This is a genomic window from Streptomyces gobitricini, from assembly GCF_039532985.1.
GTDB lineage: Bacteria > Actinomycetota > Actinomycetes > Streptomycetales > Streptomycetaceae > Streptomyces > Streptomyces gobitricini.
This window is the reverse complement of sequence record NZ_BAAASR010000025.1, coordinates 85,263-101,592: the sequence shown is the minus strand read 5'-3', so window position 1 is coordinate 101,592 and position 16,330 is coordinate 85,263. Positions and strand designations below refer to the sequence as shown.

The window sequence follows — 16,330 nt, the reverse complement described above, 5'->3', positions numbered from 1 at the left end:
GGGATGCTGATCCTGACCCGCTGGTGGCACTTCTGGACCGGCTGACCGGCTACCCCGGCCCCACCCGCCGACTGCTCCGCGCGGAGGCCCGGCTCCAAGCCCGTTGTGTGGTGTCCCAGGTCGTGGCCTTCGACCAGGGATCTCACGCCAACCTTCGCTACTCCTCAGCGACCACAACCACTACGCGCTCCTGTGGACGCATGAGTACCTGACGCGCGACGGCCGCGAACGTGGAGCGCTGCACGCGGACTGGGACCAGGGACAGCCAAGCGGCTCGCTCAGGGCTCCGACGTCGCATCCGCACATGAAAAAGCCCCAGGTCACGGCGAGTGAGTCCTGGGGCTGATCCGAGCCGCCTTCGGGATTCGAACCCGAGACCTACGCATTACGAGTGCGTTGCTCTGGCCAACTGAGCTAAGGCGGCACACCCTGCGATCCCCTGGGGGTGCAGCAGCGGGACAAGTCTACACAGGTCCAGGGGGTGCCTCGCACACGCGTCAGCGGCAGCGCTTCCCGGGCGGGGGGACCGTGCCGTCGAGGAGGTAGGTGTTGATGGCGGTGTCGACGCAGTCGCTGCCGCGGCCGTACGCGGTGTGGCCGTCGCCGTCGTAGGTGAGCAGGGTGCCGGAGGAGAGCTGGGCCGCGAGGGACTTCGCCCACTTGTAGGGGGTGGCCGGGTCGCGGGTGGTGCCGACGACGAGGATGGGCGGGGCGCCGTCCGCCTGGATGCGGTGGGCGGTGCCGGTGGCCTTGACCGGCCAGTACGCGCAGTTCAGCGATGCCCAGGCCAGGCCTTCACCGAAGACGGGGGACGCCTTCTCGAAGGACGGGACGGCGGCGGCGGCCTGGGCGGGGCGAGTGAAGGCGGGGGGCTGGTCCAGGCAGTTCACGGCGGCGTTGGCGTGCATCAGGTTCGAGTACGTGCCGTCGTCCTCGCGCTCGTAGTAGCTGTCGGCCAGCGCCAGCAGGGCGGAGCCCTCGCCGCCCATCGCCCGGGTCAGGGCCTCGCGCAGTTGCGGCCAGGCGGACTCGTCGTACATGGCGGCGATCACACCCGTGGTGGCCAGGGCCTCGCCGAGCCGACGGCCCTCACCGGTCGGGACGGGCCGGGCGTCGAGTTCGGCGAAGAAGGCCTTGAGGCGCTTGGCCGCGGCGGCGGGCGACTCGGTGCCCAGCGGGCAGTCCGCCTGCTTGACGCAGTCCTCGGCGAAGGACTGGAAGGCCGTCTCGAAGCCGGCCGTCTGGTCGCGGTTGAGCTCGGCGGTGGGCAGGGACGGGTCCATCGCCCCGTCCAGCACGAGCCTGCCGGTACGGGAGGGGAAGAGTTCGGCGTACGTGGCGCCGAGGAAGGTGCCGTACGAGGCGCCGACGAAGTTCAGCCGCTCGTCGCCGAGCACCGCGCGGAGGATGTCCATGTCGCGGGCGGTCTCGACCGTGGAGACGTGCGGCAGGACGCGGCCGGAGCGCTTCTGGCAGCCGGCGGCGAAGTCCTTGAAGGCGGTGGCGAGGCGGGCGATCTCACCGTCGTCGTCGGGGGTCTGGTCCACTTGCGTGTACGCGTCCATCTGCGGGCCGTCCAGGCACCGGACGGGCTCGCTGCGGGCGACGCCACGCGGGTCGACGGCGACCATGTCGTAGCGGGCGCGGACGGGGGCGGGGTAGCCGACACCCGCGTACGCCTGGAGGTAGCCCACGGCCGAGCCGCCCGGGCCTCCCGGGTTGACCAGCAGCGAGCCGAGGCGCTTGCCGGGCCCGGTGGCCTTGATCCGGGACACGGCCAGCTTGATCTGCTCGCCGTCGGGGTCGGCGTAGTCGAGCGGCGCCTTCATCGTGGCGCACTCGAAGCCGGGGACGCCGCACGCGCGCCAGGTCAGCCGCTGGCCGTAGTACGCCTTGAGCCGCTCGGCCGGGGCGGCCGAGGGCGGGGCCGGGGCGGAGGCGGCCGGTGTCGTACCCGCTTCCGTACAGCCCGCGAGGAGCAGGCCGAAGACGGAGAGGGAGACGGCGGACGTGCGGAGCAGACGGCGTGAGTCCATGACCGGAGCGTATCCGCACGCTCACTTCTTGTGTCCGTGACTACTCGTACGGGTTACCCCGCCCGCAGGGCCATGGTCATGGCCTCCACCGCGAGCAGCGGCGCGACATTGCGGTCCATGGCCTCGCGGCAGGCGAGCACCGCTTCGATCCGGCGCAGGGTCCGCTCGGGGGTCGACTCGCGGGCCATCCGGTCCAGCACGTCCCGCACGTCCTGGTTGGCGAGGGCGGCGCCCGAACCGAGCTGGAGCGCCAGGACGTCGCGGTAGAAGCTGGTCAGCTCGCCGAGGGCCAGGTCCAGGCTGTCGCGCTGCGTACGGGTCCGGCGGCGCTTCTGCTTGTCCTCCAGCTCCTTCATCACACCCGCCGTGCCGCGCGGCATCCTCCCGCCGGGGGCGCCGCCGAGGGCGGCCTTCATCTCCTCGGTCTCCTTGGCGTCGGTGCCCTCGGCGACCTCCTTGGCGTCCTCGGACGCCGCGTCGATCAGCTCCTGCGCGGCCTTGAGGCAGCCGCCGATGTCCGCCACCCGCAGGGGCAGCTTGAGGACCGTGGCCCGGCGGGCCCGGGCACGCTCGTCGGTGGCGAGACGGCGGGCGTGGTCGATGTGGCCCTGGGTGGCGCGGGCGGCGGCGTACGCGGCCTCCGGCTCGATGCCGTCCCGCCGGATCAGGGCGTCGGCGACGGCCTCGACCGGCGGTGTGCGCAGGGTGAGGTGGCGGCAGCGGGAGCGGATGGTGGGCAGGACGTCCTCGATGGACGGGGCGCACAGCATCCACACCGTGCGGGGGGCGGGCTCCTCCACCGCCTTCAGGACGGCGTTGGCCGATTTCTCGTTCAGCCGTTCGGCGTCCTCGACGAGGATGACCTGCCAGCGGCCGTTCGCGGGTGACGTGAACGACTTGCGGACGGTGTCGCGCATGTCGTCGACCAGGATCTGGGTGCCCACGGCGGCGACCGTCGAGACATCCGCGTGGGTGCCCACCAGGGCCGTGTGGCACCCGTCGCAGAACCCGCAGCCCGGCTCCCCGCCCAGCGCCCGGTCGGGGCTGACGCACTGGAGGGCGGCGGCGAACGCCCGGGCGGCGGTGGTCCGCCCGGAACCGGGCGGACCGGTGAACAGCCATGCGTGCGTCATCTGCGACGCCTCGGGCGCCGCGGTGCCGCCCGCGTCGGCGGTGACGAGCGCGTCGGCGTCACGGGCGGCGGCGCGCAACTGCTCCTGGACACGGTCCTGGCCGACCAGGTCGTCCCATACGGGCACGGGTCACCGCCTTCCTGCTTGCGTATCGGTCCGGCTGCTCGTTCCGGCTTCCCATTGTGAGGGAGGGGTCCGACAACGGACGCCCGCCCTCCGGGGCGTCAGCGCCGGGGGCGGCGGGGGCGGTCGCCGCCGCGCCCCCGGTCCTCGTCGTCGTGCGGGCCGAGCAGTTCGTCCGCGAGGGTCGGCAGGTCGTCCAGCGGGGTCTCCTCCGCCCAGTCCGAGCGGCGGCGGGGCCGGCCCTCCTCGTCGACCTGCGGCAGCTCCCGGGTCCGCTCGGCGCCCGCCCTGCCCGGCTCCTCGTCCCGGAAGAACCCCGGCGGCACGCGGTCGGCGGGCCGCCCGCCCCGTACGGGCGGGAGGACGGCGGTCTCCTCGGCGTCGGAGGGCGCGGTGTCGCGTACGGGCCGGAGGACGGCCGTCTCCTCGGCGTCGGAGGGCGCGGTGTCGCGTACGGGCCGGAGGACGGCCGTCTCCTCGGCGTCGGCCGGTCCGGCGGCAGGGGCCGGCCCGGTGTCGCGCACCGGCCGCAGGACGGTCGTCTCGTCGTCGGCCGGGGCCGCGCCCCGCACGGGCGGCAGGAGGGTGGTCTCGTCGTCGTCCTTGCGCATGTTGACGCGCTGCTCGTCGTCCTTGCGCATGTTGACGCGCGGCGCCGGGACCTCCTGCGTCTCCTGGTCCGGGTTGACCACCGGTGTCGGCACGGTCGTCTCCGTGGCGGACGCCGCCACCGACGCGGCTGCCGAAGCGGCGGCCGCCGCCTCCGCGAGCTTCCGCGCCTCCTCAGCGCGCAGCAGGGCCTCCTCCGCCTTGCGCTGCTTCTCCAGGCGCCGCGCCTCGGCCTCGGCCCGCAGCCGCTCCTGCTCCTCCTTGAGCAGGCGCAGCCGCTCCTGCTCCTCGCGGCGCGCCTTGTCCTCGGCCTCGCGGCGCCGCCGCTCCTCCTCGGCGAGCCGGCGTGCCTCCTCCGCGCGGCGCCGGGCCTCCTCGGCCTGCCGTTCCGCCTCGCGCTGCCGCGCCTCTTCCTCCTCGCGGCGCTTGCGCTCCTCCTCCTCGGCGCGCAGCTTGGCGAGCTGCTCCTGGCGCTCCCGCTCCAGGCGCTCCTCCTCGGCCTTGCGCGCCGCCTCTTCCTCGGCCTTGCGCCGGGCTTCCTCCTCGGCTGCCTTCCGTGCCGCCTCCATGGCCTTGACCTCGGCCTCGGAGAGCGGCAGCAACTGGTCGAGCCGGTGGCGTACGACGGTGGTGACCGTCTCCGGCGCCTGGCCCGCGTCCACCACCAGGTAGCGGCCGGGGTCGGCCGCCGCGAGGGCGAGGAAACCCGCCCGTACGCGCCGGTGGAACTCGGCGGGCTCCGACTCCAGCCGGTCCGGCGCCTCCGTGAACCGCTCCCGCGCGGTCTCCGGCGAGACGTCCAGCAGGACGGTGAGGTGCGGGACGAGACCGCTGGTCGCCCAGCGGGACATACGGGCGATCTCGGTCGGGGACAGGTCGCGGCCCGCGCCCTGGTAGGCCACGGACGAGTCGATGTACCGGTCGGAGATGACGACGGCGCCGCGCTCCAGGGCGGGGCGGACCAGCGAGTCGACGTGTTCGGCGCGGTCGGCGGCGTACAGCAGCGCCTCCGCGCGGTTGGACAGCCCGGCGCTGGAGACGTCGAGGAGGATCGAGCGCAGCCGCTTGCCGATCGGGGTGGCGCCCGGTTCGCGGGTGACGACCACCTCGTGGCCCTTGGCCCTGATCCACTCGGCCAGCGCTTCCACCTGCGTGGACTTGCCGGCCCCGTCGCCGCCTTCCAGGGCGATGAAGAAGCCGGTCCTCGACGGGGCCTGTGCCGGGTCCCCGCCGCGCAGCGCGTCCCGCAGGTCGCGGCGGAGCGGCACCCCGGAGCGGTCGTCGGTCCTGGCCAGTACCAGGGCCGCGACGGGCAGCAGCAGGGCGCCGGCCAGCATGAGTGTGAAGGCCGCGCCGCCGTGGGCGAAGACGAAGTCACCGCCGGCGAGCCGGTGCGGGCCGATCGCGGCCGCCAGCAGCGGGGCGGCGAGCGCGCCGAGCGCGATGGAGACCCGTACGACGGCGTGGAGGTGTTCGGTCAGCCGCGGCCGCCGGAACTCCTCCGTCTCCTGGTCCAGCAGGGTGTGCCCGGTGTTGGCCGCGACGCCGGCGGTGAAGCCCGCGCCGACCGCGATGAACAGCACGGTCGCCGTGTCGGGCACCAGCCCGAGCGCGAGGAGGGCGACACCCGTGGCGGCGAGGGCCAGCGCCAGCAGGCGGCGGCGGGAGAGGGCGGGCAGCACGGAGCGGGCCCGGCGGATACCGAGGCCCGTGCCGCCGATCAGCGCCAGTACGAGGAGCGCGAACGCGACCGGGCCGCCGCCGAGGTCCCTGGCGTGCAGGACCGCGACGGCGGTGGCGGACGCGACGGCGCCGGCCACGGCCGCGCAGGCGAGCACGAGCAGCGGTATCGCTCCCGTACGGCCCTTGTCGACGCCGGTTCCGGTCGAGGGGCGGCGCAGACCCTCCAGCGGGGAGCGGGGACGCGGGGTCTGGGTGTCGGGCAGTTCCAGGAAGTACAGGACGGAGACGGACGCGGCGAACAGCCCGGCCGCCACGTACGAGCCGAGGGCCGCCTGGTGGGTGGAGAACCAGGCGATGCCCGTACCGAGCAGGTTGCTGATGAGCGTGGCGACGAGGAGCACGGCCGCGGCGCCGGGGACGGCGGCGAAGCCCGTACGCAGGGACAGCCGCCGCAGCGCGTCCATGTGGTCGGGCAGGGGCCGCACGACGGCGCCCTCCGGGGGCGGGGCGGGCAGCAGCGCGGGGGCCGCGCCTTCCCTGGCGACGGTCCAGAAGCGCTCGGCGACCCCGGTCAGGAACACGGTGCCCAGCAGGAACGCGAGGGCCTTGCCGGGTGTCCAGTCGATCCACAGCGGCGCGACGACCAGCAGCGCGACCCGTGTGCCGTCGGCACCCACCATGGTCCAGCGGCGGTCCAGGGGGCCCTTGGGAGCGGTGAGCGTCGTCAGCGGGCCGAGCAGGACGGCGCCGAAGAGGAGCGTGGACAGGATCCGCGCCCCGAAGACCGCGGCGACCGCGAAGGCCGCACCCCGGTACCCGCCTCCGAAGGCTCCCTCGACGACTGCCGCCTGCAGCGCCAGGAGCACCAGGACGAACAGGGCGAGGGCGTCACCGACACCGCCGACGAGGTGCGCGCCCCACAACCGCTTCAGCGGCGGGTTGCGCAACAGGGCCCGTACGGCGCGCTCGCGGGAGTCCGCGGCAAGTGCGGCGTCGGAGTCTGAGGTGGGGCTCAAGACCGTTGGCTGCTCGGCTCGCGTCATCCCCTCAGCCTATCCGGACGGAGTGACACCCAGTCGTCCCCGCCCGAACAAATGACTGGCCACGGCCTCGGAACGTGCCTTCCCGCCCTGCGGGACGGCGCCGCCGCCGGGACGGGGCCTGCCCCCGGAACGGCGGGCCCGCCCGTACCGCCGGACTGCCGCCCGTACCGCCGGACTGCCGTCCCGCCACCCGCGGTGGTCGGCCGCCGTGCGGACGGGGCGCTGCGGACCGGCCGCTGTGCCGGAGGATCCGGCCGGATGGCGGGCGGCGGGGGCCGGGGAGGGACGTGGGTGACAGATGCCGCGAGGACGGGTGGCCGGTGAGGGGCGTCGGGAGGCGGGCGGGCGACGGGAAGGCCGCCCGGCCCCGCCCGATCAGTCGTCCGACGAGGCCTTCGCCACCGCGGTCGTCTTCGCCGTGGCCGTCTTCTTGGCAGTCGTCTTCTTGGCCGTGGTCGTCTTCTTCGCGGCCGTCTTCTTGGCCGTCGTCGTCTTCTTCGCGGCCGTCTTCTTCGCCGGCGCCTTCTTGGCCGCCGCCTTCTTGGCGGTCTTCTTCGCCGGGCTCTTCGCCCGCTTCTCCGCCAGCAGCTCGTACCCGCGCTCCGGCGTGATCGTCTCCACGCTGTCGCCGGTCCGCAGCGTCGCGTTCGTCTCGCCGTCCGTGACGTACGGCCCGAACCGGCCGTCCTTCACGACCACCGGGCGCTCGCTGACCGGGTCCGTACCCAGTTCCTTCAGCGGGGGCTTGGCGGCCGCGCGTCCACGCTGCTTCGGCTGGGCGTAGATCGCCAGGGCCTCGTCCAGCGTGATCGTGAAGAGCTGCTCCTCGTTCTCCAGCGAGCGCGAGTCCGTGCCCTTCTTCAGGTACGGGCCGTAGCGGCCGTTCTGCGCCGTGATCTCGACGCCCTCGGCGTCGGTGCCCACCACGCGCGGCAGCGACATCAGGCGCAGCGCGTCCTCCAGGGTCACCGTGTCCAGGGCCATCGACTTGAAGAGGGAGGCCGTACGCGGCTTCACCGCGTTCTTGCCGGTCTTCGGGGTGCCCTCGGGCAGGATCTCCGTGACGTACGGGCCGTAGCGCCCGTCCTTGGCGACGATCTGGTGGCCGGTCGCCGGGTCCGTACCCAGCTCGAAGTCGCCGCTCGGCTTGGCCAGCAGCTCTTCCGCGAGCTCGACCGTCAGCTCGTCGGGCGCCAGTTCCTCCGGGACGTCCGCCCGCTGGTGGCCCTCCGCGTCCTTCTCACCGCGCTCGATGTACGGGCCGTAACGGCCGACGCGCAGCACGATGCCGTTCCCGACGGGGAAGGAGGAGATCTCGCGGGCGTCGATCGCGCCGAGGTCGGTGACGAGTTCCTTGAGGCCCCCGAGGTGGTCGCCGTCGCCGTTGCCGGCGTCGGCGGCGCGCCCGGCGGCGGCGTCGCCCTCGCCGAAGTAGAAGCGCCTCAGCCACGGCACGGCCTGCGCCTCGCCGCGCGCGATGCGGTCGAGGTCGTCCTCCATCTTCGCCGTGAAGTCGTAGTCGACGAGCCGGCCGAAGTGCTTCTCCAGCAGGTTGACGACGGCGAAGGAGAGGAAGGACGGGACGAGGGCCGTGCCCTTCTTGAAGACGTAGCCGCGGTCGAGGATCGTGCCGATGATCGACGCGTATGTCGACGGGCGGCCGATCTCGCGCTCTTCCAGCTCCTTGACCAGTGAGGCCTCGGTGTAGCGGGCCGGCGGCTTGGTGGCGTGGCCGTCCGCCGTGATCTCCTCGGCGGTCAGCACGTCGCCCTCGGCGACCTGCGGAAGCCGGCGCTCGCGGTCGTCGAGCTCCGCGTTCGGGTCGTCGGCGCCTTCGACGTACGCCTTCATGAAGCCGTGGAAGGTGATCGTCTTGCCGGACGCGGAGAACTCGGCGTCCCGGCCGTCGGCCGCCCGGCCGCCGATCTTGACGGTGACGGAGTTTCCGACGGCGTCCTTCATCTGGGAGGCGACGGTCCGCTTCCAGATCAGCTCGTACAGCTTGAACTGGTCACCGGTCAGACCGGTCTCCGCCGGGGTGCGGAAACGATCACCCGAGGGGCGGATCGCCTCGTGCGCCTCCTGCGCGTTCTTGACCTTGCCGGCGTACACGCGCGGCGCGTCGGGCAGGTAGTCGGCGCCGTACAGCTGCGTGACCTGGGCCCGGGCCGCCGCGACGGCGGTGTCGGACAGGATGGTCGAGTCCGTACGCATGTAGGTGATGAAGCCGTTCTCGTACAGCTTCTGCGCGACCTGCATGGTCGCCTTGGCACCGAAGCCGAGCTTGCGGCTGGCCTCCTGCTGGAGGGTGGTGGTGCGGAAGGGCGCGTACGGGGAGCGGCGGTACGGCTTCGACTCGACGGAGCGGACGCTGAACGACGTGTCGGCGAGCGCGGCGGCCAGGGCGCGGGCGTTCGCCTCGTCGAGGTGCAGCACCTGGCCGGAGGCGGCCTTCAGCCGGCCGTCGGGGCCGAAGTCACGGCCCTGCGCGACACGGCGGCCGTCGACCGTGGCGAGGCGCGCGACGAGGTTCGACGGGTCGGACGCGTCACCGGTGCGGCCGGTGGCGAAGGTGCCGGTCAGGTCCCAGTACTCGGCCGAGCGGAAGGCGATGCGCTCGCGCTCCCGCTCGACGACGAGGCGGGTGGCGACGGACTGCACCCGGCCGGCGGACAGCCGGGGCATGACCTTCTTCCACAGGACCGGCGAGACCTCGTAGCCGTACAGGCGGTCGAGGATCCGGCGGGTCTCCTGGGCGTCGACCATGCGCTTGTTCAGCTCGCGCGGGTTGGCGACGGCGGCCCGGATGGCCTCCTTGGTGATCTCGTGGAAGACCATCCGGTGGACCGGGACCTTGGGCTTGAGGACTTCGAGCAGGTGCCAGGCGATGGCCTCGCCCTCGCGGTCCTCATCGGTGGCGAGGAAGAGTTCGTCGGACTCGGCCAGCTGCTCCTTGAGCTTCCTGACCTGGGCCTTCTTGTCGGCGTTGACGACATAGATGGGCTGGAAGTCGTGCTCGACGTCCACGCCCAGGCGGCGCACCTCACCGGTGTACTTCTCGGGCACCTCGGCGGCGCCGTTGGGGAGGTCGCGGATGTGCCCGACGCTCGCCTCGACGACGTAGCCGGGGCCGAGGTAGCCCTTGATCGTCTTCGCCTTGGCAGGCGACTCGACGATGACGAGTCGGCGGCCGCCCTGTGCGGTCTCGCTGGTCGGGGACAACTTCGCTCTTCTCTCCGGTCGACGCTCGGTGGCGCGTGCCGCGCGGTGTGGTCGCACCGCGTGCACTGCTGGCGCACTGCGCACTGCTGCTGACGTGACGCCGTGCTCTGACGCTGCTGTCGCTGCGGAGTGTGACGGTACAACCCGCCCCCGTGTCAAACGGCAAAAGACCGCAACGGCCACTCGAACGGTAACCCGAGTCCGGGCATTCCTGCGCCCGGACTCCCCTCAGGACCCGGAGCCCCTCATTCCGTGCGCCGTCAGACGCGGCCGAAACACCACACGCCGAGAATCACGAAAGCCGCTCCCATGGAGGCCGCGAACGTGATCGCCGCCGTCGGGTTCACTCCGTGCGCGACCGGCGCCCGGTGCAGCGCACGTGACCCGGTCCACAGCAGGAGCCCCGCTCCGAACAGCGTGAACGCCGCGCCGGCGAAGATGGCCGGTCCGCTCTCCATGCCCGTACCCCGTTTCTCGATGATCCGCATGGTTGCCCCTGGGGCGAGGCTGACACCTGAGGGCGTCGTGAGCGCGAATTGCGGGTGAACGGCACGGGCCGCGCGCCACGGGTTCACCCACGCGGCTCCCCCCCGCGCCGGCACCCCGCCGGGCGGGCCGCCCTGGCGGCCGGCGACGGGCGCGTCGATGACGGGGGGGCGGGGACGTTCGTCGACGGGGGTGGGGGCGGCGACGGAGGTGGGGGCGGCGACTGAGGTGGGCACGTCGACGACGGGGGCGGTGGGCTGGCGGGTCGGTGGCGGGGGCGCCGGGCGGGGCGGGGCGGGGCGGGGCGGTGAGTACGTCGACGACCGGGGGTGGGGGGCGGCGGGATGGGGGCGGCGGGCTGACGGGCCGGGCGAGGGACGCCGCGCCGGGCGGGGGCGGCGAGCCGATGGCGGGCGCTGGGCCGGACCGCGCCGACGAGGGCGGCGGGCCGATGACGGGCGCCGGGGCGGGGTGGCGCCCGCGGAGGAAGGGCCGAGCAGGTGGGAGGCGCCCTACCCGGAAAGGGCACCGAGCGGGCTGGGGCGTCGGGCTGACGCGCCCGGGCCGAGCAGGGCGCCGAGCGGGCGAGGGGGCGGTGGACCGATGGCGGGCCGGGCTGCGCCGACGCGGGGCTCTGCGGCCGGGTCGGGCGAGCGCGCGACGGGGCGCCGAGCCGATGGCGGGCGGGGCCGGACCGCGTCCGACGAGGGCGGCGCGCCGCACCGTGGCCGGGCGGGCCGCAGCGCGCCGGGCGCTGGGGGCGCAGCCGGGCGCGGGCGGGCCGCGCCGGGGTGGTGGCCCTCAGCCCGTCGTCGGCGCTTACCCATCGGGCGTCCCGGATATGTCGGGATCGAGGCCAATATTGGCCGGTTCACGCCCCCGCGTCCCCCCGCCGTGCCGGGCGCGCCCCACCGTCATGTCCCCGCCGGCTCCAGGAACCCTTCCTCCACCAGCAGCCGGATCGCCTGCGGCGTACGGTCCCGCAGCAGGACCGGGTCCTCGCCCATCAACTGGGCGATGGCGTCCAGGATCCGCCCCGCGTCGAGCGTCCCGTCACACACCCCCGCGAAGCCCGCGCCGACGGCGTCCACCTTGGTCGCGCGGCGCATACCGCGGTTCTGGCGGAGCACCACATGCTCCGGATCCTCCGCACCCGGCAGCCCGACCTGCTCCTGCGTCACCTCGGGCACCAGGACGAAGTGGTCGGCGAGCAGCCCGGCGTCGTCCCGCGTGCGCAGGTAGTCCTGGCGCGCGAAATGGGCCCGTACCGCCTCGCCGAGCGGCTGCTCCACCGGGTGCGGCCACTCCTCGACGACGATGGACGGCTCCTCCGCGCCGGACTTGCGGAGGGTGATCCAGCCGAAACCGACCGCCTTGGTCCCGCGCTCCTCGAACTCGTCCAGCCACGCCTCGTACCGCTCCGCGTACCGCTCCGGGTCGTCGCGGTGGTCGCCGGCGTCCCGCAGCCACAACTCGGCGTACAGCGTCACGTCCTGGACCTCGCGCTGCACGATCCAGGCGTCGCACCCGCGCGGCACCCAGGAGCGCACCCGCTCCTGCCAGTCCTCGCCCTCCACGTGCTGCCAGTTGGCGAGGAACTGCGCGAAGCCCCCGTCGTTCAGCCGCTCCCCCGCCTGCTGGACGAGCGACCGGCACAGATCGTCCCCGCCCATCCCACCGTCCCGGTAGGTCAGCCGGGCGCCGGGCGAGATCACGAACGGCGGGTTCGACACGATCAGGTCGTACGTCTCCGAGGCCACCGGCTCGAACAGCGAACCGGTGCGCAGGTCGGCCTCCGGCGCCCCGGACAGCGCCAGCGTGAGCCGGGCGAACTCCAGCGCCCGCGGGTTCAGGTCGGTCGCCGTCACCCGCGTGGCGTGCTGCGCGGCGTGCAGCGCCTGGATGCCGGACCCGGTGCCGAGGTCCAGGGCCGAGGCGACGGGCGTACGGACGGTGATCCCGGCGAGCGTCGTGGACGCGCCGCCCACCCCGAGGACCACACCCTCGCCGCGACCGCTCGCCCCGGCCGCGCCCCCCACGGCGCAGCCCAGGTCGGAGACGATGAACCAGTCCTGGCCCTCGGGACCGCCGTACGGCCGGACGTCCACGGTGGCGCGGATCCCATCGCCGTCCTCCACCACCCACCCGTCGGTGAGCGCCTCCTCCAGCGGCAGCACGGCGCGGGCCCCTGCGGGCGACACGGGACGCTGGAGGAGGAAGAGGCGGACGAGCGTGGCGAGCGGACCGTCCGCACGGGTGGCGCGCAGGGCGGGAACCGTCTCACTGCGTGCGAGCGCGGCGTAGGCGGGTGCGCCGAGCAGCTCGAGCAGGCCGTCGGCGGTGAAGTCGGCGGCGAGCAGGGCGTCGCGGAGGCGGTCGGCGCGGTCGGGCACCGGGAGGCTGGCGGTAAGGCTGGTCGTACTCACCTGCCCATTGTGACCGCCACCACTGACAATCGGCGCGCGGCCCGGCCCCCCGCACACGGGGAGCCGGGTCGGGGTCCGCTCTCGACGGTGCGGACGGAGGCGAACCGCAGGAGGCCCGAAGCGCCCAGGAGGTTCAGGAGGACGGGGAGACGGAGGCCGAGGAGGACGAGGCCGAGGAGGACGAGGAAGCCGGAGCGGCCTTGCTCGCCGAAGCGGACGCGCCCGGGCCCGGCTTGGCCGGCGGGACGGTCGGCGGCACCGACGCCTCTGCCTTGCGGCAACCCGGCTGCCTGGCCATCGCCTGGCCGAGCTGGCCGGACTGCAGCTTGGCCAGCGCGTCCTGGTCCATCTTCTCGATCTTCTTCAGACCCTCCGCGACGTCCTGCAGCCCGTCGGCGAACTTCTGCTGGTTCTTCGGGTCGAGCGCGTCGACCTGCTTCTTCAGGCCCTCGTACGCCACGGCCGTGGCGTTGAGCTCCTTGACCGCGTCCTGCTGGAGCTTCTCGCCGTTCTCGACGGGCGGTACGCCGGCGTCCCGCACCGCCTTGGCGAGCGCCTTGTCCGCGTCGGCGATGTCCTGGAAGGCCTTCGAGTCGGCGGCCTGGATGTCGGCGGGCTTTCCGTCGGCCGCCGTCGAGATGATGGTCTGCTGGGCGTTGGCCCTCTTCTGGATCTGCGGCTGCGCCTGGTCGCAGACCTTCTTGGCCCAGGCGTCCACTTTGTTCTCGCCGCCCTCGTCGTCGCTGCTGCAGCCCGACAGTGCGAGCACCAGTACCGCACCGCCGGACAGTGCGGCCGCAAGCTTCTTGTTCACCGGTTTGGTCCCTTCCAAGGCTCTCGGCCCCGGAACATACACGCCAAGTGGGCGACATTCGCTTGTCGGGCGACCGTTTCGTACGCTTTTGCAACCGTTTGCCTTAGAGAGAGAAGGCTCACCGCCGCGTGGGCCGTACGGGCGGACGGAACGTCAGGGCGTTCCGTCCGCCCGAGGCCTGACCGGGGGTTACGCGGTCGGCGTCCTGTTGGCGACCCGCTGGGTGTGGTTGTTGTCCTCGTCACCCATGGCGACCGTGCGCCGTTTGGACACGTACACGGCGCCGATGATGACGACGATGGCGAACGTCGCCACCACCGCCCGTACGCCCGCGCTGGCGTCGTCGCCGTAGCTGAACTGCACGACCGCGGGAGCGATCAGCAGTGCCACCAGGTTCATCACCTTCAGCAGGGGGTTGATGGCCGGCCCGGCGGTGTCCTTGAAGGGGTCGCCGACCGTGTCACCGATGACGGTGGCGGCATGCGCCTCGCTGCCCTTGCCGCCGTAATGGCCGTCCTCGACGAGCTTCTTCGCGTTGTCCCAGGCGCCTCCGGAGTTGGCGAGGAAGACGGCCATCAGGGTGCCGGCGCCGATGGCACCCGCGAGGAACGAGCCGAGAGCGCCCACCCCGAACGTGAACCCGACGGCGATGGGCGCCATGACGGCGAGCAGCCCGGGGGTGGCCAGCTCACGCAGGGCGTCCTTGGTGCAGATGTCGACGACCCGCCCGTACTCCGGCTGCTCGCTGTAGTCCATGATCCCGGGGTGCTCACGGAACTGCCGGCGCACCTCGTAGACCACCGCTCCCGCCGACCGCGACACCGCGCTGATCGCCAGCCCGGAGAAGAGGAAGACGACCGCCGCTCCGAAGATCAGCCCGACGAGGTTGTTGGGCTGGGAGATGTCCATGGTCAGGTTCATCTCCGTCGCCCTGGCTCCCACCTCCCGTACGGCGGTGGCGATGGCGTCCCGGTACGACCCGAAGAGCGCGGCCGCCGCCAGTACGGCCGTGGCGATGGCGATGCCCTTGGTGATGGCCTTGGTGGTGTTGCCGACGGCGTCGAGGTCGGTGAGGACCTGCGCGCCCGCGCCCTCGACGTCGCCGGACATCTCGGCGATGCCCTGGGCGTTGTCGGAGACCGGGCCGAAGGTGTCCATGGCGACGATGACGCCGACGGTGGTGAGCAGACCGGTGCCGGCCAGGGCGACGGCGAACAGCGCCAGGGTGATCGACGTGCCGCCGAGCAGGAACGCCCCGTACACCGAGAGGCCGATCAGCAGCGCGGTGTAGACGGCGGACTCCAGGCCGATGGAGATGCCGGCGAGGACGACGGTGGCGGGCCCGGTCAGGGAGGACTTCCCGATGTCCTTCACGGGACGGCGGGTCGTCTCGGTGAAGTAGCCGGTCAGCTGCTGGATCAGGGCGGCCAGCACGATGCCGATGGCGACCGCCACCAGAGCGAGGACGCGCGGGTCGCCGCCGTGCGTCCTGATGGCGGCCTCGGTGACGCCTTCGAGGGAGGCGTACGAGGAGGGGAGATAGATGAAGACCGCGACGGCCACCAGCGCCAGGGAGACCACGGCGGAGATGAAGAACCCGCGGTTGATGGCGGCCATCCCGCTGCGGTCGGCGCGCCGCGGGGCGACCGCGAAGATGCCGATCATCGCGGTGACCACGCCGATCGCCGGCACGATCAGGGGGAAGGCGAGGCCGAGGTCTCCGAACGCCGCCTTGCCGAGGATCAGCGCGGCGACCAGGGTGACGGCGTACGACTCGAACAGGTCGGCGGCCATGCCCGCGCAGTCGCCGACGTTGTCCCCGACGTTGTCGGCGATGGTGGCGGCGTTGCGCGGGTCGTCCTCGGGGATCCCCTGCTCCACCTTGCCGACGAGGTCGGCGCCGACGTCCGCGGCCTTGGTGAAGATGCCGCCGCCGACACGCATGAACATCGCGATGAGCGCGGCGCCGAGACCGAAGCCCTCGAGCACCTTGGGGGCGTCCGCCGCGTACACGAGGACCACGCAGGAGGCGCCGAGCAGGCCGAGGCCCACCGTGAACATGCCGACCACACCACCCGTACGAAAAGCGATCTTCATCGCTTTGTGCGAGACGGTCGTCAGGTCCTTTTCCGGCTCCCCGGGTGCCGGAGTCGCCTCGCGCGCGGCGGCCGCGACGCGCACATTGGCCCGTACGGCGAGACGCATGCCGACGTAACCGGTGACCGCCGAGAAAAGCGCACCCACCAGGAAGAACAATGATCGTCCGGCACGCTGTGACCAGTCGTCCGCGGGCAGCAGCATGAGCAGGAAGAACACGACGACCGCGAAGATTCCGAGGGTCCGCAGCTGACGGGCCAGATAGGCGTTCGCGCCTTCCTGGACGGCCGCCGCGATCTTTTTCATGGCGGCGGTGCCCTCACCGGCCGCCAGTACCTGCCGTACGAGCAGCTGGGCGACGATCAGGGCGGCCAGGGCCACGGCCGCGACGACGGCCACGATGATCCGGTTGTCATCGGTGAGGACCGCGGCCGCGAGAGAAGTCGGGTGGTCGGACACTTGTGTGGTGAAGAGCCCCGCCATTCGTCCTCCTTGACGTCAGAAGAGCTCAAGATGTGGACGGATTGTAGGGAGCAGAACCTGATCAAAACAGAGCGCCGTAGAACAGAATTGACCTCTGCTTGCCAGTCGGCAAATGCGCGATGCGCGAAATCCACTCGAAAGCAGTAATGATTTTGGACCGTTGGCACGCGGCGGA

9 protein-coding genes and 1 tRNA gene are annotated in these 16,330 nt (G+C 72.8%); 1 reads left to right on the top strand and 9 read right to left on the bottom strand.

Annotated features, from left to right (window positions below):
• Window positions 1-212: hypothetical protein (locus ABD347_RS22625; RefSeq protein ID WP_344364259.1), on the top strand; the 212-nt coding region annotated here is incomplete at its 5' end.
• A gap of 138 nt (window positions 213-350) precedes the next feature.
• Here ABD347_RS22625 and ABD347_RS22620 read toward each other — a convergent pair.
• The 9 genes from ABD347_RS22620 to ABD347_RS22580 all read right to left on the bottom strand — a co-directional run bounded on the left by ABD347_RS22620 (window position 351) and on the right by ABD347_RS22580 (window position 16,155).
• Window positions 351-424: transfer RNA gene (locus tag ABD347_RS22620), tRNA-Thr, on the bottom strand.
• Window positions 425-497: 73 nt separating this feature from the next.
• Complete coding sequence (locus tag ABD347_RS22615; RefSeq protein ID WP_344364256.1) at window positions 498-2,036, bottom strand: alpha/beta hydrolase; 1,539 nt, start codon at window positions 2,034-2,036, stop codon at window positions 498-500.
• 53 nt (window positions 2,037-2,089) lie between these two features.
• On the bottom strand, window positions 2,090-3,295 hold the full coding sequence (locus ABD347_RS22610; protein WP_344364255.1) for a DNA polymerase III subunit delta': 1,206 nt from the start codon (window positions 3,293-3,295) through the stop codon (window positions 2,090-2,092).
• Window positions 3,296-3,393: 98 nt separating this feature from the next.
• A complete protein-coding gene (gene tmk / locus ABD347_RS22605; protein WP_344364252.1) occupies window positions 3,394-6,627 on the bottom strand; it encodes a dTMP kinase in 3,234 nt (1,077 codons plus the stop codon).
• A 375-nt stretch (window positions 6,628-7,002) separates the two neighbouring features.
• Complete coding sequence (gene topA, locus ABD347_RS22600) at window positions 7,003-9,849, bottom strand: type I DNA topoisomerase (protein ID WP_344364250.1); 2,847 nt, start codon at window positions 9,847-9,849, stop codon at window positions 7,003-7,005.
• Between the two features lie 260 nt (window positions 9,850-10,109).
• Window positions 10,110-10,307 carry a hypothetical protein gene (locus ABD347_RS22595; RefSeq protein ID WP_344364273.1) on the bottom strand — a complete coding sequence of 66 codons (198 nt, stop codon included), beginning with the start codon at window positions 10,305-10,307 and terminating at the stop codon, window positions 10,110-10,112.
• A 942-nt stretch (window positions 10,308-11,249) separates the two neighbouring features.
• Window positions 11,250-12,761: a DUF7059 domain-containing protein gene (locus ABD347_RS22590; protein ID WP_344364247.1), complete on the bottom strand. Its 1,512-nt coding sequence runs from the start codon at window positions 12,759-12,761 to the stop codon at window positions 11,250-11,252.
• 133 nt (window positions 12,762-12,894) lie between these two features.
• Window positions 12,895-13,575, bottom strand: a complete 681-nt coding sequence (locus ABD347_RS22585; protein WP_344364245.1) for a small secreted protein — start codon at window positions 13,573-13,575, stop codon at window positions 12,895-12,897.
• 189 nt (window positions 13,576-13,764) lie between these two features.
• Window positions 13,765-16,155 (bottom strand): sodium-translocating pyrophosphatase, encoded by a 2,391-nt coding sequence (locus ABD347_RS22580; protein WP_344364242.1) that lies wholly within the window; start codon window positions 16,153-16,155, stop codon window positions 13,765-13,767.
• Window positions 16,156-16,330: the final 175 nt, after the last annotated feature.